Origin of the sequence: Rossellomorea sp. NRS-1567 (assembly GCF_050467885.1) — a bacterium.
Taxonomy (GTDB): domain Bacteria; phylum Bacillota; class Bacilli; order Bacillales; family Bacillaceae_B; genus Rossellomorea; species Rossellomorea aquimaris_C.
On record NZ_JBITPL010000015.1, the window covers coordinates 60,221 to 82,227 of the forward strand.

General features: G+C 42.3%; 21 protein-coding genes. All 21 read left to right on the forward strand.

Going from position 1 to position 22,007, the window contains the following annotated elements; genetic code table 11:
• Window positions 1-56: 56 nt before the first annotated feature.
• The 21 genes from coaBC (at window position 57) to fabG (ending at window position 21,968) form a co-directional block, all read left to right on the forward strand.
• A complete protein-coding gene (gene coaBC / locus ACIFOD_RS09740) occupies window positions 57-1,286 on the forward strand; it encodes a bifunctional phosphopantothenoylcysteine decarboxylase/phosphopantothenate--cysteine ligase CoaBC (RefSeq protein ID WP_430314450.1) in 1,230 nt (409 codons plus the stop codon).
• Complete coding sequence (gene priA / locus ACIFOD_RS09745; protein WP_430314451.1) at window positions 1,273-3,696, forward strand: primosomal protein N'; 2,424 nt, start codon at window positions 1,273-1,275, stop codon at window positions 3,694-3,696. Before coaBC ends, priA begins: the two co-directional genes overlap by 14 nt.
• A gap of 31 nt (window positions 3,697-3,727) precedes the next feature.
• A complete protein-coding gene (gene def / locus ACIFOD_RS09750; protein WP_428973846.1) occupies window positions 3,728-4,210 on the forward strand; it encodes a peptide deformylase in 483 nt (160 codons plus the stop codon).
• The gene (gene fmt, locus ACIFOD_RS09755; protein WP_430314452.1) at window positions 4,210-5,160 is read left to right on the forward strand and encodes a methionyl-tRNA formyltransferase; all 951 of its coding nucleotides are present in this window, start codon (window positions 4,210-4,212) and stop codon (window positions 5,158-5,160) included. Before def ends, fmt begins: the two co-directional genes overlap by 1 nt.
• Window positions 5,153-6,487: a 16S rRNA (cytosine(967)-C(5))-methyltransferase RsmB gene (gene rsmB / locus ACIFOD_RS09760; RefSeq protein WP_430314453.1), complete on the forward strand. Its 1,335-nt coding sequence runs from the start codon at window positions 5,153-5,155 to the stop codon at window positions 6,485-6,487. The genes fmt and rsmB overlap by 8 nt, the downstream gene beginning before the upstream one ends.
• A gap of 320 nt (window positions 6,488-6,807) precedes the next feature.
• Window positions 6,808-7,557: a Stp1/IreP family PP2C-type Ser/Thr phosphatase gene (locus tag ACIFOD_RS09765; protein WP_113968263.1), complete on the forward strand. Its 750-nt coding sequence runs from the start codon at window positions 6,808-6,810 to the stop codon at window positions 7,555-7,557.
• Between the two features lie 4 nt (window positions 7,558-7,561).
• Window positions 7,562-9,577 carry a Stk1 family PASTA domain-containing Ser/Thr kinase gene (gene pknB / locus ACIFOD_RS09770; protein ID WP_430314454.1) on the forward strand — a complete coding sequence of 672 codons (2,016 nt, stop codon included), beginning with the start codon at window positions 7,562-7,564 and terminating at the stop codon, window positions 9,575-9,577.
• A gap of 146 nt (window positions 9,578-9,723) precedes the next feature.
• Window positions 9,724-10,605 carry a ribosome small subunit-dependent GTPase A gene (gene rsgA, locus ACIFOD_RS09775; protein ID WP_430314455.1) on the forward strand — a complete coding sequence of 294 codons (882 nt, stop codon included), beginning with the start codon at window positions 9,724-9,726 and terminating at the stop codon, window positions 10,603-10,605.
• A gap of 2 nt (window positions 10,606-10,607) precedes the next feature.
• A complete protein-coding gene (gene rpe, locus ACIFOD_RS09780; RefSeq protein WP_428973851.1) occupies window positions 10,608-11,258 on the forward strand; it encodes a ribulose-phosphate 3-epimerase in 651 nt (216 codons plus the stop codon).
• Between the two features lie 59 nt (window positions 11,259-11,317).
• Complete coding sequence (locus tag ACIFOD_RS09785) at window positions 11,318-11,965, forward strand: thiamine diphosphokinase (RefSeq protein ID WP_430314456.1); 648 nt, start codon at window positions 11,318-11,320, stop codon at window positions 11,963-11,965.
• 113 nt (window positions 11,966-12,078) lie between these two features.
• Window positions 12,079-12,159: a stage V sporulation protein SpoVM gene (spoVM, locus tag ACIFOD_RS09790; RefSeq protein WP_032088878.1), complete on the forward strand. Its 81-nt coding sequence runs from the start codon at window positions 12,079-12,081 to the stop codon at window positions 12,157-12,159.
• 261 nt (window positions 12,160-12,420) lie between these two features.
• The gene (gene rpmB, locus ACIFOD_RS09795; RefSeq protein WP_034755741.1) at window positions 12,421-12,609 is read left to right on the forward strand and encodes a 50S ribosomal protein L28; all 189 of its coding nucleotides are present in this window, start codon (window positions 12,421-12,423) and stop codon (window positions 12,607-12,609) included.
• Between the two features lie 223 nt (window positions 12,610-12,832).
• Window positions 12,833-13,195 (forward strand): Asp23/Gls24 family envelope stress response protein, encoded by a 363-nt coding sequence (locus tag ACIFOD_RS09800; RefSeq protein WP_034755738.1) that lies wholly within the window; start codon window positions 12,833-12,835, stop codon window positions 13,193-13,195.
• Window positions 13,196-13,210: 15 nt separating this feature from the next.
• Complete coding sequence (locus ACIFOD_RS09805; protein ID WP_430314457.1) at window positions 13,211-14,875, forward strand: DAK2 domain-containing protein; 1,665 nt, start codon at window positions 13,211-13,213, stop codon at window positions 14,873-14,875.
• Between the two features lie 96 nt (window positions 14,876-14,971).
• On the forward strand, window positions 14,972-15,634 hold the full coding sequence (gene sdaAB, locus ACIFOD_RS09810; RefSeq protein WP_113968257.1) for an L-serine ammonia-lyase, iron-sulfur-dependent subunit beta: 663 nt from the start codon (window positions 14,972-14,974) through the stop codon (window positions 15,632-15,634).
• A 49-nt stretch (window positions 15,635-15,683) separates the two neighbouring features.
• Window positions 15,684-16,577 carry an L-serine ammonia-lyase, iron-sulfur-dependent, subunit alpha gene (gene sdaAA, locus ACIFOD_RS09815; RefSeq protein WP_113968256.1) on the forward strand — a complete coding sequence of 298 codons (894 nt, stop codon included), beginning with the start codon at window positions 15,684-15,686 and terminating at the stop codon, window positions 16,575-16,577.
• On the forward strand, window positions 16,564-18,615 hold the full coding sequence (recG, locus tag ACIFOD_RS09820; RefSeq protein WP_430314458.1) for an ATP-dependent DNA helicase RecG: 2,052 nt from the start codon (window positions 16,564-16,566) through the stop codon (window positions 18,613-18,615). Before sdaAA ends, recG begins: the two co-directional genes overlap by 14 nt.
• A 92-nt stretch (window positions 18,616-18,707) precedes the next feature.
• Window positions 18,708-19,289, forward strand: coding sequence for a transcription factor FapR (fapR, locus tag ACIFOD_RS09825; protein ID WP_113968254.1), 582 nt, complete (start codon window positions 18,708-18,710; stop codon window positions 19,287-19,289).
• Window positions 19,290-20,279: a phosphate acyltransferase PlsX gene (gene plsX / locus ACIFOD_RS09830; RefSeq protein WP_430314459.1), complete on the forward strand. Its 990-nt coding sequence runs from the start codon at window positions 19,290-19,292 to the stop codon at window positions 20,277-20,279.
• A gap of 1 nt (window position 20,280) precedes the next feature.
• Window positions 20,281-21,228: an ACP S-malonyltransferase gene (gene fabD / locus ACIFOD_RS09835; protein ID WP_430314460.1), complete on the forward strand. Its 948-nt coding sequence runs from the start codon at window positions 20,281-20,283 to the stop codon at window positions 21,226-21,228.
• The gene (fabG, locus tag ACIFOD_RS09840; protein WP_430314461.1) at window positions 21,225-21,968 is read left to right on the forward strand and encodes a 3-oxoacyl-[acyl-carrier-protein] reductase; all 744 of its coding nucleotides are present in this window, start codon (window positions 21,225-21,227) and stop codon (window positions 21,966-21,968) included. The genes fabD and fabG overlap by 4 nt, the downstream gene beginning before the upstream one ends.
• Window positions 21,969-22,007: the final 39 nt, after the last annotated feature.

Below are 22,007 nucleotides of genomic sequence, written 5' to 3' on the forward strand. Positions count from 1 at the left end.
TTCTATCAATATCCTTCATAATAAAGGAAGGATAAAGTGTAATGGGGGAAAGCTGAATGATCAAGGGGAAAAAAATACTATTATGTGTATCTGGTGGAATTGCGGTATATAAAGCGGCTGCTTTAACGAGCAAGCTGGTCCAAAGCGGTGCCGATGTGAAGGTCATTATGACAGAATCAGCACGAAAATTTGTGGCTCCACTTACTTTTCAGGCATTATCCCGTCAAGATGTATACTGGGATACCTTTGATGAAAAGGATTCGTCAAAGATTGCTCATATCGACTTAGCTGACTGGGCAGATCTTGTACTGGTTGCACCAGCCACGGCCAATATCATTGGGAAGCTCGCGAACGGAATCGCAGATGACATGATTTCAACAACCATTCTGGCAACGACAGCGAAAGTATGGATTGCCCCAGCCATGAATGTACATATGTATGATCACCCGGCGGTAAAGCGGAATATTGATACCCTTTTTGAGTTTGGCTACCGATTTGTCGAACCAAGTGAAGGGTATTTAGCTTGTGGATACGTTGGAAAAGGAAGATTAGAAGAACCTGAGAAAGTAGTGGAACTGGTTGATCGGTATTTTTCTAATCGTGATAGCAATAGGAAGATATTACAGGGGAAAAGAGTCGTTATCACTGCCGGACCGACAAGAGAAATGGTCGATCCCGTTCGTTTCTTCTCCAATCGCTCAACAGGGAAGATGGGCTACGCCCTTGCAGAGGCGGCCGTGTCTCTTGGAGCAGAGGTCGTCTTAATTTCCGGACCATCTCATTTACCCATTCCAAGGGGAATTGAATTTGTCTCCGTCACAAGTGCTGAAGACATGTACAATGCTGTTCATGAGGCGTTTCCAACAGCGGATATCGTTGTGAAGAGCGCTGCAGTCGCTGATTATCGTCCGAAAGAAACCTTCCTTGATAAGCTGAAGAAAAAGGATGGGAATCTAGTGATTGAATTTGAACGTACCAAGGATATATTGATGAGTCTTGGTGAACGAAAGGAACATCAATATCTAATCGGATTTGCGGCCGAAACAACAAACGTTTACGAGTATGCGAAAGCAAAGCTTGAGAAAAAGCGGGCAAATATGATTGTTGCAAATAATGTGAAAGAAACAGGTTCAGGGTTTGGAACGGACACGAACAAAGTATCGATTGTAACAATGGATGGTACCATTCGAGAGCTGCCATTATTATCTAAGGCAGAGGTAGCGAAAGAAATCTATAAAGAAGCGATCCGGCAGATAAAGAAGGGTTCCTCCCATGAACGTAGCTAGTGTCATCGTAGATGTTCCTGCCATGCAGACGGATCGAACCTACGATTATAGTATTCCGGATGAATGGAAAGGCAGCATCGTTCCCGGCATGAGAGTCATTGTTCCTTTTGGACCAAGGAAAATCCAAGGCTTTGTCATTGAACTAAAGGAAAAAGGCGAAGTCTCGAAACTGAAATCGATTGTAGAGCCGATGGACCTTGTACCGGTCCTGAATAAAGAACTGCTAACATTGGGGAACTGGCTGACAGAGAAGACCCTTTGCTTTAAAATCTCAGCATTTCAAGCGATGCTTCCAGCAGCCATGAAAGCGAAATATGAAAAATTCTTTCAACTTGAGGAAAATATGAGTCCGGTTGAACTTAACCTTTCGCTCCAACGCTTCTTTCAGAATGGAAGAGAAGTGGCCTGGAAAGCGATCGAAGAAAACGGGATGCTCCCTCTTGTTCATAAAGAGGTAAAAAAAGGTACAGTTGAAGTGATTTACAGAGTGAAAGCGAAGGGGAATAAGAAAACGGTTCGAAAACTGTATCTTAATGTACCTGAAGGTGATTTAGAGGAAGTGAAGAACAGTCTGCCTCCTCAAGCAAGTAAGCAGAAACAAATCATAGAATACATGAGTCATTCTGCTCCTGGTGGGGACGGGATACTTGCCGCAACCCTCCTTGAAGAGATGGCGACTACTTCATCTACCGTGAAATCGTTGGTCAATAAAGGAGTTCTGATTGAGAAAAACGTTGAAATGTATCGTGATCCCTTTGAAAATAGGACGTTTGAGAAGACCTCGCCGCTTTCTTTAACGTCTCAACAGGACCATGCGATTCGTCCTATACTGACCACCATAGATGAAGACAAACACCACACATTCCTTCTTTACGGAGTAACAGGAAGTGGTAAAACGGAAATTTATCTTCAATCCATTCAACGGGTCTTACAAGAAGGGAAGGAAGCAATTGTATTAGTTCCTGAAATCTCGCTGACTCCCCAAATGGTTCACAGATTCAAGGGCAGGTTCGGAAATGATGTAGCTGTCCTGCACAGCGGTTTGTCAGTTGGTGAAAAGTATGATGAATGGAGAAAGATTCAGCGGAAGGAAGTAAAAGTGGTGGTCGGTGCCCGCTCAGCTGTTTTTGCTCCTTTTGAAAATATCGGGATCATCATTATTGATGAAGAGCATGAAACAAGTTACAAGCAAGAAGAAAATCCGCGTTATCATGCCAGGGACGTGGCCATTTATAGAGGGGAATATCATCAATGTCCTGTCATTTTGGGAAGCGCAACCCCTTCTTTGGAATCCTTTGCACGAGCATCAAAAGGTGTATATGGGCTCCTCACATTGGATAAACGGATGAATGATGGCCCCCTTCCTTCCGTTGATATTGTGGATATGAGAGAGGAACTGAGGAAGGGAAACCGTTCCATGTTCTCAACTGAACTATTCGAAAAGCTTCAGGACCGAATGGAAAAGGGAGAGCAAACCGTCCTATTCCTTAATAGGAGAGGGCATTCATCATTCATCATGTGCAGAGATTGCGGCTTTGTCCTTCAATGTCCCAACTGCGACATCTCCTTAACCTATCACCGCTTTTCAAACGGCATGAAATGTCATTACTGCGGCTATGAAGAGGGAGTTCCCACTACTTGTCCTGAGTGTACGAGTGAGCATATTCGTTATTTTGGAACAGGGACTCAAAAGGTAGAGGAAGAATTGACGAAGCTTATCCCCGATGCTCGAATCATTCGGATGGATGTGGACACGACCTCCCGAAAAGGGTCCCACGAAAAGCTATTAACAGCCTTTGGAGAGGGAAGAGCAGATATTCTTCTTGGTACGCAAATGATTGCCAAGGGTCTGGATTTTCCGAATATCACTCTCGTCGGGGTCCTCAGTGCGGATACGATGCTCCATCTGCCAGACTTCAGAGCAGCAGAGAAGACGTTTCAATTACTTACCCAAGTAAGCGGACGGGCAGGCAGACACACGTTGCCGGGAGAAGTAGTGATTCAAACGTATACGCCGGAGCACTATTCAATCGAGTTAGCGTCTCATCATGATTACAACCGTTTTTATCAACAGGAAATGATGATGAGGAAAATGGGCTCCTATCCTCCCTTTTACTACATCACGATGCTCACATTAAGTCATGAAGATTTAATGAAAGTTGTGGATATTGCAGAGAAGATGACGAATTATATCCGTTCAAAGCTATCCGAAACTACGACCATTCTTGGACCTGTGGCTTCACCGATCCCCAGGATAAAGAATAGATATCGGTATCAATGTTTGATAAAATACAAGCGGGAACCAAATCTTGGGACTACGTTAAAAACAGTATTAGATCAGTACCAGCAGCAATATGCGTCTCAAGGATTAACAATCTCCATAGATGTGAACCCTTATATGATGATGTAACTATATTTTTACGGAAAAATGGAGGAGACTTATGGCAATACTTCCAATTGTAATGCACCCTGATCCAATCTTAGAAAAAGAATGTGAGAAGGTAACGGCATTTGATAAAAAATTAAAAAAATTATTGGCAAATATGTATGACACAATGCTTGAAGCGGATGGTGTCGGCCTCGCAGCTCCTCAAGTAGGAATCGACCTTCAAGTAGCAGTGGTGGATATCGGGGATGATACTGGTACGATCGAGCTAATCAATCCGGAAATCGTCGAGGCAGACGGATCTCAAACCGATCTTGAAGGGTGCCTGAGCTTCCCGGGGTTATATGGGGAAGTGACCCGTCCCTATTCCATCAGGGTCAGAACGTTTGACCGAAAAGGAAGAATGATTGAATTTCAAGCCCAAGACTTTTTAGCCAGAGCGATTCAACACGAAATTGATCATCTTCACGGTGTTCTATTTACCTCAAAGGTAGAAAAATATGTGACAGAAGAAGAATTAGAAGGGTATGAAGCTTAATGACGAAAGTAATTTTTATGGGAACGCCTGACTTCTCCGTTCCTGTTCTTCAATCTCTATTAGACGAAAACTATGATGTGATTGCGGTCGTGACACAGCCCGATCGCCCAGTGGGGAGAAAAAGGATCCTCACGCCTCCACCTGTAAAAGTAGCAGCTGAAAAGAACGGGATACCAGTGTATCAACCAGAGAAAATAAAGGATGAAGATGAGTTAAACAAAGTGCTTGCATTAGAACCTGACCTTATCGTAACGGCCGCTTTCGGACAAATTCTTCCCAACGTATTACTGGAAGCCCCTCAGTATGGATGCATCAATGTTCACGCCTCTTTACTTCCTGAACTTAGAGGGGGAGCACCCATTCATTATTCCATTCTTCAAGGAAAAGAGAAAACGGGCATCACCATCATGTATATGGTCGAAAAGCTTGATGCTGGGGACATTATCAGTCAAGTGGAAGTGGATATTGAAGAGCGTGACCATGTCGGGACCCTTCACGATAAATTAAGCGTTGCAGGTGCAGCCTTACTCATTGAAACGGTGCCCAAATTATTGGCGGGGGACATCACCCCGGTCAAGCAGGATGATTCAAAAGCGACGTTTGCACGAAACATCAAACGCGAACAAGAAAAAATTGACTGGAAGAAAAGTGGAGAAGAAATCTACAATCATATTAGAGGACTTCACCCTTGGCCGGTTGCTTACACCACATTAGAAAATTCTGTGATCAAAGTTTGGTGGGGAGAAAAAGTCGGCGGAACTTCTGCTGCACCTGGCGAAATCGTGAAGATTGAAGAGGATGGATTCGTTGTTTCAACAGGGAATTCAGTGGGAATGAAAATAACCGATTTACAGCCTTCCGGGAAAAAGAGAATGAGTGCAAAGGATTATCTGCGTGGAGCAGGTTCTCACTTAAAAGCAGGAATGATGTTAGGAGAAAATAATGAGTAAACAAAATAAAACCGTCCGTGAAGCAGCACTTGATGTCATTGAAGCGGTGGAAAAAAATCAATCGTATAGTAATTTATTACTCAATTCTGTGATTGAAAAAAATCAGCTGCCAAGTAAGGATATTGGACTATTAACGGAGCTGACATATGGAACCATTCAACGAAAAATGACGTTGGATTTCTATTTAGCTCCATTTCTTAAGGGGAAGCTGGATGAGTGGGTTCGTCATCTATTGCGTTTATCCCTCTATCAGCTTGTGTACTTAGATCGAATTCCTGACCGTGCTGTTTTCTATGAAGCTGTAGAAATTGCTAAGAAAAGAGGACATAAAGGCATTTCAGGATTGGTCAATGGGGTCTTGCGTTCAGTCCAAAGGAAAGGGCTTCCTTCCCTTGACACCATTAAAGATCCAATCGAGCGGGTGGCAATCGAAACGAGTCATCCTTATTGGCTTGTGAAGAGATGGGAAGAGCAATTTGGCCTGGAGAAAACGAAAGAAATGTGTGAAACCAATTTAACCGCACCTAAACAAACGGCACGGGTGAATACAACCAAAATCACTCGAGAAGAGCTTATCCAACTCTTGACGAACAACGGAAATGAAGTGAAAGAAAGCCCGATTGTGCCGGAAGCGATCCAGTCACTTCGAGGGAATCTGGCAAAGACGGATGAATATCGTAACGGACAATTCACCATCCAGGATGAAAGTTCCATGCTTGTCTCCTATGCATTAAAGCTAGAAAACGGGATGAAAGTGTTGGATGCATGCGCAGCACCAGGGGGGAAAACGACTCACATAGCCGAAAAACTGTCAGGGACCGGAGAAGTCCATGCATTGGACCTACATAAGCATAAGGTCAAATTAATCGATGAAAATGCCACTCGTCTTGGATTGAACAACGTAAAGACGGCAACACTTGATAGTCGAAAAGCAGGAGAGAAGTTTGAAAAAGAAAGCTTCGATCGCATTCTGGTGGATGCCCCATGTTCTGGATTAGGTGTATTAAGAAGAAAACCGGATATAAAATATGCTAAAAAAGAATCGGATCTTCTGTCACTACAAAAGATTCAGCTGGACATCCTATCAGCCGTTGCACCATTGTTAAAAAAAGATGGACTATTAGTTTATAGCACATGTACTGTGGACCAAAATGAGAATGAAGGCACTGTGTCGGCTTTCTTAAGTGATCATCCAGAATTTGAGCCTCAACCATTAGTGGATCTTCCGGATTCCATCACACCGTTTATTAAAGAAAACCAACTACAAGTATTTCCGCAGGATTTTGGCGGGGATGGGTTCTTTATATCGTGCTTTAGAAAAAAATGAGTCGAAATTGATCAAAATGTCGAAGTAAAGCAGGAAAATTCACCATAAAAGTCGTAAAAGTACAACAGCCCTTAAAGAATCTTTGATTATCCATTACTTTGTAATCATATGTTTATTTCATCAAAAATGATAAAAGCTGTAATATATTCGCTCTTTTCATTATCAACCTATTCAGCCCCCCATTCAGAACGAAGGGCAAGCTGAACGTATTTAACAAAGATAATCGAAGTGAATTCATTTTTTTGAACTAAAGATGCACCCGACTATGAGTATAAGGAGCTACTTGAAACAGGTGCAGAAGAAGAGACGAGGTGACCTAAGTGAAAACTGTTTATTTTACGGACAAAGGGAAAGTGCGTCAACTAAATGAAGATTGTGCCGGCGTATTTGTGAATCATCATGGCGATCATTTAGCTGTTGTAGCAGATGGAATGGGTGGCCACAGAGCTGGAGACGTTGCCAGCGAGCTTACCATTTCCATCTTAAAGGATTTATGGGAGAAAACAGAGAAATTTCACACCGCTGATGAAGCCGAAAATTGGTTAAAATCAACTATTAACGAAGTAAACAAAGAAGTATATACTTATTCTCAATCCAATTCGGAGTGTGAAGGAATGGGGACGACTCTCGTTGGAGCCATTTGCACCTCCTTGTTTGCAACCATTGTCAATATTGGTGACAGCAGAGGTTATATTCTGAATGAAAATGGTTTTCATCAGTTAACAGAAGACCATACACTTGTAAATGAATTAGTCAGAAGCGGTGAAATTTCAAAAGAAGATGCAGAGCATCATCCAAGGAAAAATGTGATACTTAGAGCGATAGGCACAGAAGCTTCAATTACGATGGATATTAAAACGATAATGTTTGAAGAAGAAGACGTTATTTTATTGTGTTCAGACGGTCTTTCTAATAAAGTCTCCCAAAAAGAAATGAAAGAGATATTGGTTCAGGACCACTCCCTTGAGAATAAAGGAGAGTCGCTTGTTCATTTAGCTAATGAATATGGCGGTGAAGATAATATTACCGTAGTAATTGTAGAGTTTGCCGCTGAAACGGAAAGCGGGTGATAACATGATGGAAGGAAAGCGCATCAGTGGGCGTTACAGAATCATTAAACTAATCGGTGGCGGAGGAATGGCCAACGTTTATTTAGCTCACGATGTGATTTTGGATCGTGAAGTGGCTATAAAAATGCTCCGGATCGATTTTGCCAATGAAGAGGAATTCATTAAACGATTCCAACGGGAAGCTCAATCTGCTACCAGCTTGACTCATCCGAACATTGTGAGTATATACGATGTAGGAGAAGAAGATGATCTATACTATATTGTCATGGAATATGTCCATGGCATGACCTTAAAGCAATACATACAGCAACATTCACCTGTTCATGTAGACAAAGCGATCGATATTATGAAGCAGTTAACTTTAGCTATGTCTCATGCTCATCAGAATCATATTGTACACCGTGATATTAAACCCCATAACATCCTTCTGGATGAAGAAGGAAATGTGAAGTTAACGGATTTCGGGATCGCGATGGCTCTTAGTGCCACTTCAATCACCCAGACCAATTCAGTCCTAGGATCGGTCCACTACCTTTCTCCTGAACAGGCGAGGGGCGGCATGGCTACGAAAAAATCAGATATCTATTCACTGGGAATCGTCATGTTTGAATTGTTAACGGGGAGACTGCCTTTTTCTGGGGAATCTGCGGTTTCAATCGCATTAAAGCATTTGCAATCCGAAACTCCTTCTCTAAGAAGATGGAATCCTGATATTCCTCAAAGTGTTGAGAATATCGTATTAAAGGCAACGGCTAAAGATCCATTCAGACGATATGAAAGCCTCGAGGATATGGATGACGCCTTGATGTCAGCCCTGGACCCCGATCGGATGAATGAACCTAAATTTGCCGTTCCCCTGGATGATGAGGCTACAAAGGCCATCCCGGTCATTACGGATCAGAATGCGTATTCGAATCTTGATGATACGATTGTCCACCATCAAGCGGACACCGACAAACTGCAAACGAAGCCGACCGCTCCTGTTCAAGATGGTAAGAAGAAAGGCAAGAAGAAAAACAAGAAGGTGGATCCTAAGAAAAAAGGTAAAAAGAAGTGGCCGATATTCATTATCAGTTTGTTCTTTTTGCTGATTCTTTTAGGGGTTGCTGCTATTACTTTCGTTCCTGAATTACTTGGGCCAAAAGAAATTCAGGTGCCAGATGTGACGGGCATGAATACAACTGAAGCTGTTTCAACCATTGTATCGGAATCATTTGTAGTAGGTGAAACAAAGGAACAATCAAGTGACACTATTCCTGAAGGGGAAGTGATCAAGACAAGTCCTAAGGCCGGTCGAATGGCGAATGAGGGCTCTGCCATTGACATCTATGTCAGTACAGGTAAAGAGAAAATAGATATAGAGGATTTTGTGGGCAGGGAATTTGAGGATGTATCCTCTGAACTTGCAGAAAAAGGATTCACAGTAGAGAAAGAAGAAGAGTTCGATGAAGCCGAACCTGCAGGAATCATCCTAGACCAGGATCCGTCACCTGGAGTAGAGGTCGTGGCAGAAGAAACGACAATTACATTCACAGTGAGCAAGGGAACTGAGAAGTTTGATTTGGAAAGCTTGGAAGGATTTGATCAAACTGCACTTGATAAATATGAAGCTTCGAATGGGATAAATATCATTGTACAGAGTGAAGAATTTTCTGATGAGGTTGAAGAAGGTAGGGTGATTTCTCATAAGCCGGTTGCGAGTACTCCTATTAGTAAGGGTGAGGATGTTTACGTTATCATGTCTAAGGGTCCTGAGCCACCAAAGGAAGTACCGACCAAAGAGGTTACTCTGGAAGAGCTGATACCTTACACCAAGGACAATGGTGAGCCACAAGTCGTGGATATATTTATAGAGGACAAGAATAAGAAGATCGAAGAAAGTGACGAACTCATCACAATTTATGAAGATACGACCATTACGATGAAGTTCACATTAGAAGGAACCGATGGTAAGTATCGTATTCTTGTTGATGAAAAAGAGTATAAAACAGGTACTGTCGAGTATCCTAAAGAAGAATAAATGACAATTGCCAAAGGGCTGTACCCGGGTTTTTAATGAACCTGACGGGACAGTCCTCTTGTTTTCATTTATAATGATAAAGAACCATGATACATAATATAGATGACTCATTTATTTTTATAAACATTTTGAATAGGAGGTTTCGAATGCTTGAAGGAAAAATCGTTAAAGCATTGAGTGGATTTTACTATGTGCTTTCAGAAGGAAGCGTTACACAATGTCGGGGTAGAGGTAATTTCCGAATAAATAAAATAACACCCCTGGTGGGCGACTATGTTGAATTTCAAGCGGAGAACAAAACGGATGGATACATTCTGAAGGTCTATGACCGTAAGAATGAGTTAGTACGTCCCCCGATTGCCAATGTTGATCAAGCGATACTTGTCTTCTCTGCAAGCGAACCGGATTTCAGCCCGGCTTTACTTGACCGCTTTCTTGTGTTGGTAGAGAGTAAAGAAATAGAACCGCTTATTTGTGTAACCAAGATGGACTTACTTACATCTGATCAAACAAAAAAGATTGAACGATATGTGAAGGATTACCGCTCATTCGGTTATGAAGTCCTGATGACGTCTTCAAAAACCGAGCATGGTGTAGAGGAATTAACTCCGTATTTACGTGATAAAATCTCTGTCTTTGCCGGGCAGTCCGGAGTAGGGAAATCGTCTTTGCTGAATGCCTTGAAACCTGAACTTGAATTAAAGACGGCTATGATCTCATCCCACTTAGGTCGGGGGAAACATACGACTCGTCACGTGGAACTGATTGATATTGAAGATGGGTTAGTAGCGGATACCCCCGGGTTTAGTTCATTGGAGTTTTCAGAGCTTGAAATAGAAGAGCTGCCAAAATGCTTCCCTGAAATGGTTGAAGTTTCTGAGGACTGTAAATTTAGGGGCTGCCTCCATATCAATGAGCCGAAATGTGCCGTGAAAGCTGCCGTAGAAGCAGGCGAAATCCCCACTTACCGTTATGATCACTATTTAACGTTCCACAAAGAAATAAAAGATAGAAAGCCGAGGTACTAAACATGAAAATCGCACCTTCCATTCTGTCTGCAAATTTTGCAGAGTTAGGGAATGAAATTAAAGATGTTGAAAAAGGGGGAGCCGACTATATCCATGTGGATGTGATGGATGGTCACTTCGTTCCGAACATCACATTGGGCCCAATGATCGTGAAAGCGATTCGTCCGTTAACAACGTTACCACTGGATGTTCATCTTATGATTGAAAATCCAGGTCAATATATTGAAGCCTTTGCAGATTCGGGAGCTGACTATATTACTGTCCATGTAGAAGCAGATCCCCATTTGCACAGAACGATTCAGATGATCAAAAGCAAAGGTGTAAAAGCGGGAGTCGTCCTAAATCCTGGGACTTCGGCAGAAATGATCAAGCCGATTTTGCCGGATGTCGATATGGTTCTGTTAATGACAGTGAATCCTGGATTTGGTGGACAATCGTTTATTCCATCTGTCGTTCCGAAGATCAAACAAATTCGTGAATGGGCGAATGAAGTAAACCCTGAACTTGAAATAGAAGTTGATGGAGGCATTAACCCTGAAACAGCAGCCATTTGTGCTGAAGCAGGGGCTGATGTGTTTGTAGCGGGTTCTGCCATCTACAACCGCAGCGATCGAGGGGCGGCAATTGAAGAATTAAAGAGTTCTCTAGTATAAGAGACGACAGGGCTGATCCTTTGGGGTCAGTCCATTTTTGTAGAAAAGGAGTGGAGATAATGATCATCAATATAGTTGCAGCTGGTCCAGAAAGATACATCCCTGAATTGAAGGTATACGACGGGGAATTAGTGAAGTGGATAGGGGTGGACCGTGGAGTTTATACACTGTTGGAGCAATCCATAGAACCATGGGTAGCTTTTGGGGATTTTGATTCAGTTACCGATGAAGAATGGGATCTGATTCAAGAAAAAGTCCAGGAAGTCAATCGCTATAAGCCTGAAAAGGATGAAACGGATTTGGAGCTTGCCTTGAACTGGGCGATTAATCAGAATCCTGACAAAATCAACATTTTTGGTGCGACCGGTGGACGGCTTGATCATTTCATGGGTAACCTTCAATTATTAATGACTCCGAAGCTTTTAGATAAGGATATTGAAGTAGAAATCATAGACGTGCAAAATCGATTATACCTAGCCAAATCTGGAGAACATTCAGTTGGAAAAAGCCCGGAATTACAGTATATTTCCTTCGTTCCGGTAACTCAAAGTGTCGAAGGGATCACCCTCTCAGGCTTTAAATATCCATTAAAAAACCGGAATATTTCAAGAGGTTCCACACTATGTATTAGTAATGAACTTATACAATCATCTGGTACTTTTTCCTTTTCAAATGGCATATTAATGGTGATAAGAAGCAGTGATTAAAGCTTCTAAAAACCAGGTAGAAAAGAAGACGTACTTAACTGAGACTGCTTGAATAGACTAAACTGTTGTCAAGCGAAACATTATGTTCTTTAGATTGTGGGGAGGGACTAAAAATGCGCTTTTATACAATCAAATTACCAAAATTCTTGGGTGGACTTGTGAGGGCGATGTTAGGAACGTTTAAAAAAGAATAAATGGTTTGTTGGAGGTGGCTTGAATGCCATCTTCTTTTTTTTGTTAAATTTAGTTTCCGATTAGTTCGTCTTATTCTTGTCGCCTCTGACCAAGCCGCCTCCGCTTTTCTTGGTGTAAAGTATTTTTTCTTGAAAGGTTTTAATTGTAGTATTGCATTATAGAAAGTTGTGTGATAAATTATTAAAGTATCTTTATGATAATAAGCGAAATGTGGAACTGAAATTAACTTCAGCTTCTTGTTAGTGAGGAGGGAATATATTATGGCAAAACAATGCGTAGTAACAGGCCGTAAAGCTAGCTCAGGTAACGCTCGCTCTCACGCAATGAATGCGAACAAGCGTACTTGGGGTGCAAACCTGCAAAAAGTTCGAATTCTTGTAGACGGAAAGCCTAAGAAAGTATGGGTTTCTGCAAGAGCGTTGAAATCTGGTAAAGTAGAACGCGTATAATACTTAAAATGAGAAGGCGCCTAATTTAGGCGTCTTTTTTCATTCATGCACCAATAGATTCCTTTACTCTTAGAACGCAAATGATTAATCTTTGAATAATAAGGAAAAAATAGAGGGTATACCCAACAAATAACGCTTGAGATAATAGTTTAGCTTTCAAAAACAGCATACTTATAGTAAAATGTTTTTAGCCAAGCATGTAATTAAAGGGGGAAAACATTCCATGTCCATCGAATTGAAAACGCAGTACGGACAAATTGATATTACGAATGATGTCATTGCAATGATTGCTGGAGGTGCAGCGGTGGATTGCTACGGAATTGTTGGAATGGCTTCAAAGAACCAAATTAAAGACGGTTTCACAGATATCTTACGTAAGGAAAATTTCACTCGCGGAGTGATCGTTCGTCAAGATGAAGAGGAAGTACATATTGATATGTATATTATTGTGAGTTATGGTACAAAAATTTCTGAGATTGCTCATAATGTACAATCCAAGGTTAAATATACTCTTGATAAGACCGTCGGCTTGGCGGTAGATTCAGTAAATATTTTTGTGCAGGGGGTTCGTGTCACGAACCCGTAGTGAGGAGGAAGATTCGTGTCGATTACATCTTTGGAAGGAAAACGTTTTGCTGAAATGGTGATACAAGGTGCCACCCAATTATCTGCGCATGCTCAGCTGGTTGACGCGCTGAACGTTTTTCCTGTTCCTGATGGTGATACTGGAACAAATATGAATTTATCCATGACTTCTGGTGCGAAGGAAGTTCAAAACCATATTCAAGGCCATATTGGAAATGTGGCTGCTGCTCTTTCAAAAGGGTTATTGATGGGAGCAAGAGGTAACTCAGGTGTTATCTTATCCCAATTGTTCAGAGGCTTTGGTAAAGCGATTGAAGGGAAAGAATCCTTATCAAGTGCAGAATTTGCCAATGCACTTCAAACAGGTGTGGAAACGGCTTATAAAGCGGTTATGAAACCTGTTGAAGGAACGATTCTAACGGTTGCGAAAGATGCTGCCAGAAAAGGTGTTTCTGTAGCTGAAACAGAAAATGATTTCGTGAAGCTAATGCAGGCAATCGTCGATGAGGCTCAGGCTTCGTTAAATCGTACACCTGATTTACTTCCTGTTCTAAAGGAAGTGGGAGTGGTTGATAGTGGTGGTCAAGGACTACTATTCGTTTATGAAGGATTTTTAGCTGAGCTAAAGGGAGAAAAGGTTTCAAATCATGCTTCATTACCGTCCATGAATGATCTAGTGAGTGCTGAGCACCATAAAACAGCTCAAGATTTCATGAGTACGGAGGATATTGAATTTGGCTATTGCACTGAATTCATGGTCAGATTTGAACAAGACAAACAATCATTTGATGAAGAAGATTTCCGTCAGGATTTAAGTGGATTCGGTGATTCCCTGCTTGTCATAAGTGACGATGAATTAGCTAAGGTACATATCCATTCTGAACAACCGGGTGATGTATTGACGTATGGTCATAAATACGGAAGTCTCATCAATATCAAGATCGAGAACATGAGACAGCAGCACAGTAGCATCGTTGGTGAAACAAAGCCAGTGAAAGCGCAAGCTCCTGCTGCCCCAAAAGAAGTTGACTTTGCCATAGTAACGGTTGCGATGGGTGAAGGGATTTCCGAGCTGTTCAAAAGCATCGGCGCTACCGCTGTGATCGAAGGTGGTCAAACGATGAATCCAAGTACGGAGGATATCGTGAAAGCTGTTGAAGAAGTGAATGCGAAGAAAGTCATAATCATGCCAAATAATAAAAACATTATTATGGCAGCAGATCAAGCGGCAGAAGTTCTTGAAATGGAAGTAGCTGTTGTACCAACGAAGACAGTACCTCAAGGTATGGCTGCATTACTTGCCTTTAATCCATCAGCCTCTGTTGAAGACAATAAGCAGTTCATGACTGAAGCTTCAAAGCAGGTCAAAACGGGTCAAATCACGTTCGCTGTAAGAGATACGAATATTGATGGTGTTGCGATTGCGAAAGATGACTTCATGGGAATCGCAGAAGGTAAGATTGTTATTTCTGATCATGACCGTCAAAAGTCGGCGCAAAGCTTATTAGAGAAAATGCTGGATGAAGACTCCGAAATTTTAACCATACTATATGGTGAAGATGTAACAGATGAGGACGTACATTCATTAAAAGAGTATGTAGAAGAGCATTATGAAGATGTAGAAGTGGAAGTTCATAATGGTAAACAACCACTTTACTCCTATATATTCTCAGTTGAATAAGGAATAAAGGAAGGGGGCAGCTCTAAATTGAGTTTGTCCCCTTCAATTATGTTAGAATGGTTGTATAGTTTGGATGTTAAGTGAGGGGGAAAAGTCATGAAATACAAAAGTGTATTTGATATTATCGGCCCTGTTATGATTGGTCCATCAAGCTCCCATACGGCTGGTGCTGCCAGAATAGGAAGAATGGCAAGAAACCTGTTTCGCAGGGAACCGAAATGGGCGACGATATCCTTTTATGGATCATTTGCAAAAACGTATAAGGGTCATGGAACAGACGTAGCCATTGTAGGTGGAATCCTTGATTATGATACATATGATGAACGAATTATCGAATCAATCAATGTAGCAAAGCAAAAAGGAATAAAGGTTAAGTTTCAAGAGGAAGATGCCATCACGGATCATCCGAATACGGCTCGTATCCGGATGGGGGATGATCAAGGGGAAATCGAATTAGTGGGTATCTCCATCGGTGGAGGTAAAGTTGAAATTATCGAACTTAACGGATTCGAGCTCAAACTGTCAGGCCATCATCCTGCTATACTGGTCGTTCATGACGACCGATTTGGGGCGATTGCATCTGTATCCAATATCATTGCCAAACATCAATTGAATATCGGGCATATGGATGTTTCGCGTAAAGAAAAGGGTCAGATGGCATTGATGACAATTGAAGTTGATCAGCCGATTGATGAAGCTGTCATAAATGAACTGACGTCACTGCCCAATATTACTCAAGTTACCCGGATATCCGATTAGTCAATTACTATAATGATAGCGTTTACATTCAGGCGAGGAGGTCATTTAAATGTTTCGAAATGTAGCAGAGTTAGTTGAACTTGCTGAAAGTCAAAATAAGAAAATCTCAGATATTATGATCGAACAGGAAATAGAATTTACAGGCAAAACCTTTGAAGAAGTATACAGTCAAATGGAGAGAAACCTTGAAGTGATGGAACAGGCTGTAGCCAGAGGGCTGGAAGGTGTGAAATCACATTCAGGTTTAACAGGCGGGGATGCTGTACTTTTACAAAAATATATTGAGAAAGGCCGCTCACTTTGCGGGGACACCATCCTTGACGCAGTAAGTAAAGCGGTAGCGACCAATGAAGTGAATGCTGCAATGGGTACGATTTGTGCGACGCCAACTGCAGGGTCTGCTGGAGTTGTTCCGGGAACATTGTTCGCTGTTAAAAATAAGCTGAATCCTACAAAAGATGAAATGATCCGCTTCTTATTTGCATCTGGAGCGTTTGGGTTTGTTGTAGCGAATAACGCTTCCATCTCAGGTGCAGCGGGTGGATGTCAGGCTGAGGTTGGATCTGCCAGTGGAATGGCTGCAGCAGCGATCGTTGAAATGGCAGGAGGAACACCAAGTCAATCCGCTGAGGCCATGGCGATTACCTTAAAGAATATGTTAGGTCTTGTTTGTGACCCGGTTGCGGGACTCGTTGAGGTACCCTGTGTGAAGCGGAATGCCATGGGAGCGGCCAATGCCATGGTTGCAGCGGATATGGCCCTTGCAGGCATAACAAGTCGTATTCCATGTGATGAAGTGATTGACGCCATGTACAAAATCGGTCAAACAATGCCGGTGGCTCTCCGTGAAACGGCTCAAGGTGGATTGGCTGCCACCCCTACAGGCAGGGAGCTTGAAGCGAAAATCTTTGGGGTTTCCCTGAATAAACGTGAAGACTCATAATGAAGAACTAACGATCCAGGACATCAAGGGGATTGGTGAAGAAACAGCTGTACAGCTGAATGCAATGGGGATTTATTCTGTTCTGGATTTGTTAGAATACCTGCCTTACAGGTACGAGGATTACAGGCTTCGAGACTTGGAGGAAGTCGCCCATGATGAGCGTGTCACAGTGGAAGGGAAGGTCCATTCAGAGCCTGCATTAGTGTATTATGGGAGAAAAAAATCCCGTTTGACCCTACGAATATTGATCGGTAGAAATTTAGTGCAGGCCGTGTTTTTTAATCAGCCGTATTTAAAGAAGACGATAAACCTTCACGATACGGTGACGGTGACAGGGAAATGGGATAAGAACAGGCAAATCATAACGGTTCAGTATTTTCAGTCGGGACCCCATGGGAAACAGGGGGACTTTGAACCTGTTTATTCTTTAAAAGGGTCTATTAAAAACAACACACTTAGAAAATTCATTAAAAAGGCTTTTCAGGACTACAGTTATTTGCTGACGGAGAACCTGCCTCATCATCTATTGGAGAAATATAAGCTGGCAAGTCGAAATGATGCTCTTTATCATCTTCACTTTCCAGATTCCACTGAAGACATGAAGCAGGCAAGAAGACGATTTGTGTATGAAGAGTTCTTGTTGTTTCAACTGAAAATGCAGGCGCTTAGAAAATTTGAAAGAGAACATTCGTCTGGCATGCAGCAGCATTATGATCTAGATAAGGTCAAAGCGTTTATTGATTCTTTGCCGTTCCCTTTAACTGATGCACAAAAGCGCGTTGTGAACGAAATTTCAGCAGATATGAAGTCCCCTTATCGCATGAACCGCCTTTTACAGGGTGACGTTGGTTCCGGGAAGACGGTCGTATCGGCAATTGCCTTATACTCCAGTGTAACCGCAGGATATCAAGGGGCTTTAATGGTTCCTACAGAAATACTGGCAGAACAGCACGCAAACTCCCTGAGTGAATTGTTAGAACCTGTGGGCCTTTCTGTTGCCCTGTTAACAAGCTCGGTAAAAGGAAAAAGAAGACGGCTTTTATTAGAAAAACTAAAAGACGGAGAAATTGATATTCTTATTGGAACACATGCACTTATTCAGGAGGATGTTCAATTTAAGCATCTCGGACTCGTTGTAACCGATGAGCAGCATCGCTTTGGGGTGAATCAAAGACGTGTGCTCAGGGAAAAAGGGGAAAGTCCTGATGTATTATTTATGACAGCGACTCCGATTCCACGGACTCTGGCCATTACGGTGTTTGGTGAAATGGATGTAAGTATAATCGATCAAATGCCAGCAGGAAGAAAGGCGATTGAAACTTATTGGGCTAAGGCGGATATGCTATCAAGGGTGCTTTCGTTTATGGACAAGGAGTTAGATCAAGGCAGGCAGGCCTATGTGATATGTCCGCTGATTGAAGAGTCGGACAAACTGGATGTTCAAAATGCGATAGATGTATACAATCAACTGCTGCACTACTTTGAAGGACGTTACAACGTCGGATTGATGCATGGAAGGCTTCACCCCGATGAAAAGGATGAAGTGATGAGGGAATTTAGTGCAAATCGTCTTCAAGTACTTGTATCCACCACGGTTGTCGAAGTTGGTGTGAATGTTCCAAACGCTACTTTCATGATGATATATGATGCCGAGCGCTTTGGGTTGTCTCAGCTTCATCAATTAAGGGGAAGGGTTGGACGTGGCGAACATCAATCCTATTGCATTCTTCTTGCCGAACCGAAAACCGAGGTTGGAAAAGAACGAATGAAGATCATGACGGAAACCAATGATGGATTTGTTTTGAGTGAAAAAGACCTTGAGCTAAGGGGTCCAGGGGATTTCTTTGGAAGAAAGCAGAGTGGGCTTCCTGAGTTTAAAGTGGCAGATATGGTGCATGACTATCGTGCGTTGGAAGTTGCGAGAGATGATGCTGCAGGCTTGATTCAATCCGATCATTTTTGGAAGGATCCCGAATATGAACCGCTCAGGGAGTATTTATCCGGGTCGGGGATATTAGAGGGTGAAAAGCTAGACTAGACAGGCAGATTGTGAGATTATTTCTTGCAATCTGCTTTTTTTGATTATATACTACTATTAGTACCTAGTACTAATACTGGACGGTGTTGATATTGAGACTTTCAAAGAAAGAAAGACAGGGAAACCTTACAGACACGATAAAGGAAAATCCTTTCATAACAGATGAAGAATTAGCGGAGCGTTTTCGAGTAAGTGTGCAGACGATCAGGTTGGATCGTATGGAATTATCGATTCCTGAACTTCGTGAACGGATTAAATATGTCGCAGAGAAATCATTTGAAGATGAAGTGAAATCATTACCTATTGAAGAGATCATTGGAGAAATTATTGATATAGAGTTAGATCAGAGTGCGATTTCCATTTTTGATGTGAAACAAGAGCATGTTTTCGTTCGGAATGGGATAGCAAGGGGGCACCATTTATTTGCTCAAGCGAACTCTCTTGCTGTTGCCGTAATTAATGATGATTTAGCGTTAACAGCCAAGTCAACGATCCGATTTACCCGACCTGTAAGGGAAGGTGAGCGTGTTGTTGCGAAAGCGAAAGTGATACATATGAAAGATCAAAAGGATCGAACAACTGTAGAAGTTCAAAGTGTAGTCGGTGGCGAACTCGTTTTCACAGGTGAATTTGAGATGTATCGCTCTAAAAAATCTGCAAAGGATGAAGCGTAGATGAAGTTAGCCGTAGATGCAATGGGCGGAGATCATGCTCCTAAAGAAATAGTTCTGGGTGTAAAACGGGCATTAAGTGAATTTAATGATATAGAAGTGGTCTTATACGGAGATGAAAAGCAAATCAAACAGTACATCACACCAGGTGATCGATTGACAATCGTTCATACGGATGAAGTGATCGAGGCGACAGACGAACCTGTAAGAGCCGTCAAACGCAAAAAGAATGCATCGATGGTTCTGATGGCACAAGCGGTCAAAAATGGAGAAGCGGATGCGTGTATTTCAGCAGGCAATACAGGTGCCCTTATGACAGCTGGATTGTTCATTGTAGGCAGAATTGATGGAATTGAACGGCCTGCCTTGGCACCTACTCTTCCAACATTGGATGGTAAGGGGTTTCTTATGCTCGATTTAGGTGCAAATGTAGATGCCAAGCCTGAACATCTGTTTCAATATGCCATCATGGGGAGCATATATGCCGAGAAAGTAAGAGGTATCAAAAATCCTCGCATAGGCTTATTAAACATCGGGACCGAAGATAAAAAAGGGAATGAGTTAACCAAGAAGACGTTCCAATTATTGAAGGACGCTCCTATTCATTTTATTGGAAATGTAGAGTCCAGGGACTTACTTGAAGGTCCTGCGGATGTCGTCGTAACCGATGGGTTCACCGGCAACATGGTGTTGAAGACGATTGAGGGAACGGCTCTTTCTGTTTTCTCTATGCTTAAAAAGACGTTTACAGCGTCCACAAAAAATAAATTGGCTGCAGGATTAGTGAAAAATGATTTAAAGCAAATGAAAAATATGCTTGATTATACAGAGTATGGAGGCGCGGGCTTATTTGGTCTGAAGGCACCGGTGATTAAAGCCCATGGCTCCTCGAATGAAGTTGCCCTATATAATGCCATGAGACAAGCCAGGGAAATGGTGAAACACAATGTCTCCAATACCATTAAGGATGCTATCAAAGGGAGTGAAGAATAACATGAGTAAAATTGCGTTCATTTTTCCTGGACAAGGTTCTCAAACTGTCGGGATGGGAAAAGAATTAGCTGACAAATACCCTGAAGTACAAGCGTATTTCACTAAAGCGGATGAAAGATTGGAATCGGAATTAACAAGTGTTATATTTGATGGACCGCAAGAAGAGCTTACTCAAACAACAAATGCACAGCCAGCTTTATTAACAACGAGCATCGCGATTCTAGATCGTTTAAAATCAGAAGGTATTACAGCAGATTATACGGCCGGACATAGTTTAGGTGAATATTCCGCCCTGGTGGCTGCGGGTGCCCTCCGCTTTGAAGATGCGGTGTATGCTGTTCGTAAAAGAGGGGAATTCATGGAAGAAGCGGTTCCAAGTGGAGAAGGCACGATGGCTGCTGTTCTGGGCATGTCAAGAGAGCCACTAAAAGAGATTACCGATCTTGTAACGAAAGAGGGACATCCAGTAGGGCTGGCAAACTTAAATTGTCCTGGTCAAATTGTGATTTCAGGTACGGTGAAAGGGGTGGAACTTGCTTCAGAGAAAGCTAAAGATGCTGGAGCGAAGAGGGTCATTCCACTTCAAGTGAGTGGTCCATTCCATTCTCAATTAATGAAACCTGCTGCAGATCAGTTTGTTTCCATTTTGGATTCAATTACGATTGAAGATGCAGCTGTACCGGTCATTGCGAATGTGACGGCAGAACCTGTGACCAATCGTGAAGAAATCAAGCGTTTATTAATCGAACAATTATACTCACCTGTTCAATGGGAAGATTCTGTTGAGAAATTGCTTGAATTAGATGTGGATACGTTCATTGAAGTTGGACCTGGTAAAGTACTCTCAGGTTTAGTGAAGAAAGTGAATAGACGGGTGAAAACGTATGCTGTTCAAGATGAAGCATCCTTGGAACAAACCATCCAAGCCTTAAAGGAGGAAGCGAAATGAATTTAGAAGGAAAGGTTGCCCTTGTAACGGGAGCGTCCCGGGGTATCGGAAGGGAGATTGCCCTTGAGCTTGCCCGTGAAGGCTGTAATGTAGCCGTCAACTATTCTGGTAGTGAAGCGAAGGCTAATGAAGTCGTCGATGAGATTAAAGGTTTAGGCCGGGAAGCCATTGCCGTACAATGTAATGTATCAGATAGTGATGCTGTTCAAGCAATGGTGAAGGAAACGATTGGCCAATTCGGTTCAGTGGATATTCTTGTTAATAATGCTGGAATCACGAAGGATAATTTATTAATGAGAATGAAAGAAGCTGAATGGGATGATGTCATCAACATCAATCTTAAAGGTGTTTTCCTATGCACCAAGGCCGTTACACGCCAAATGATGAAGCAAAGAAGCGGTCGAATCATCAATATTTCTTCGATTGTCGGTGTGAGTGGAAACCCTGGACAGGCAAACTATGTGGCAGCTAAATCTGGTGTGATCGGATTAACGAAAACAACAGCCAAAGAATTGGCACCCCGAGGCATCACGGTGAATGCAATCGCTCCGGGTTTCATTTCCACGGATATGACGGCTCAGCTTCCGGAAGATGTAAGTAATGAAATGTTAAAGCAAATCCCTTTAAGCCGCTTTGGTGATCCTCGGGATATAGCGAAGGTGGTAACGTTCGTTGCATCTGAATCTGCTTCTTATATGACTGGGCAAACTCTCCATATCGATGGTGGAATGGTCATGTAACGGCAAAAAATAATAATTTATCAATTGTTTTCGTGGATA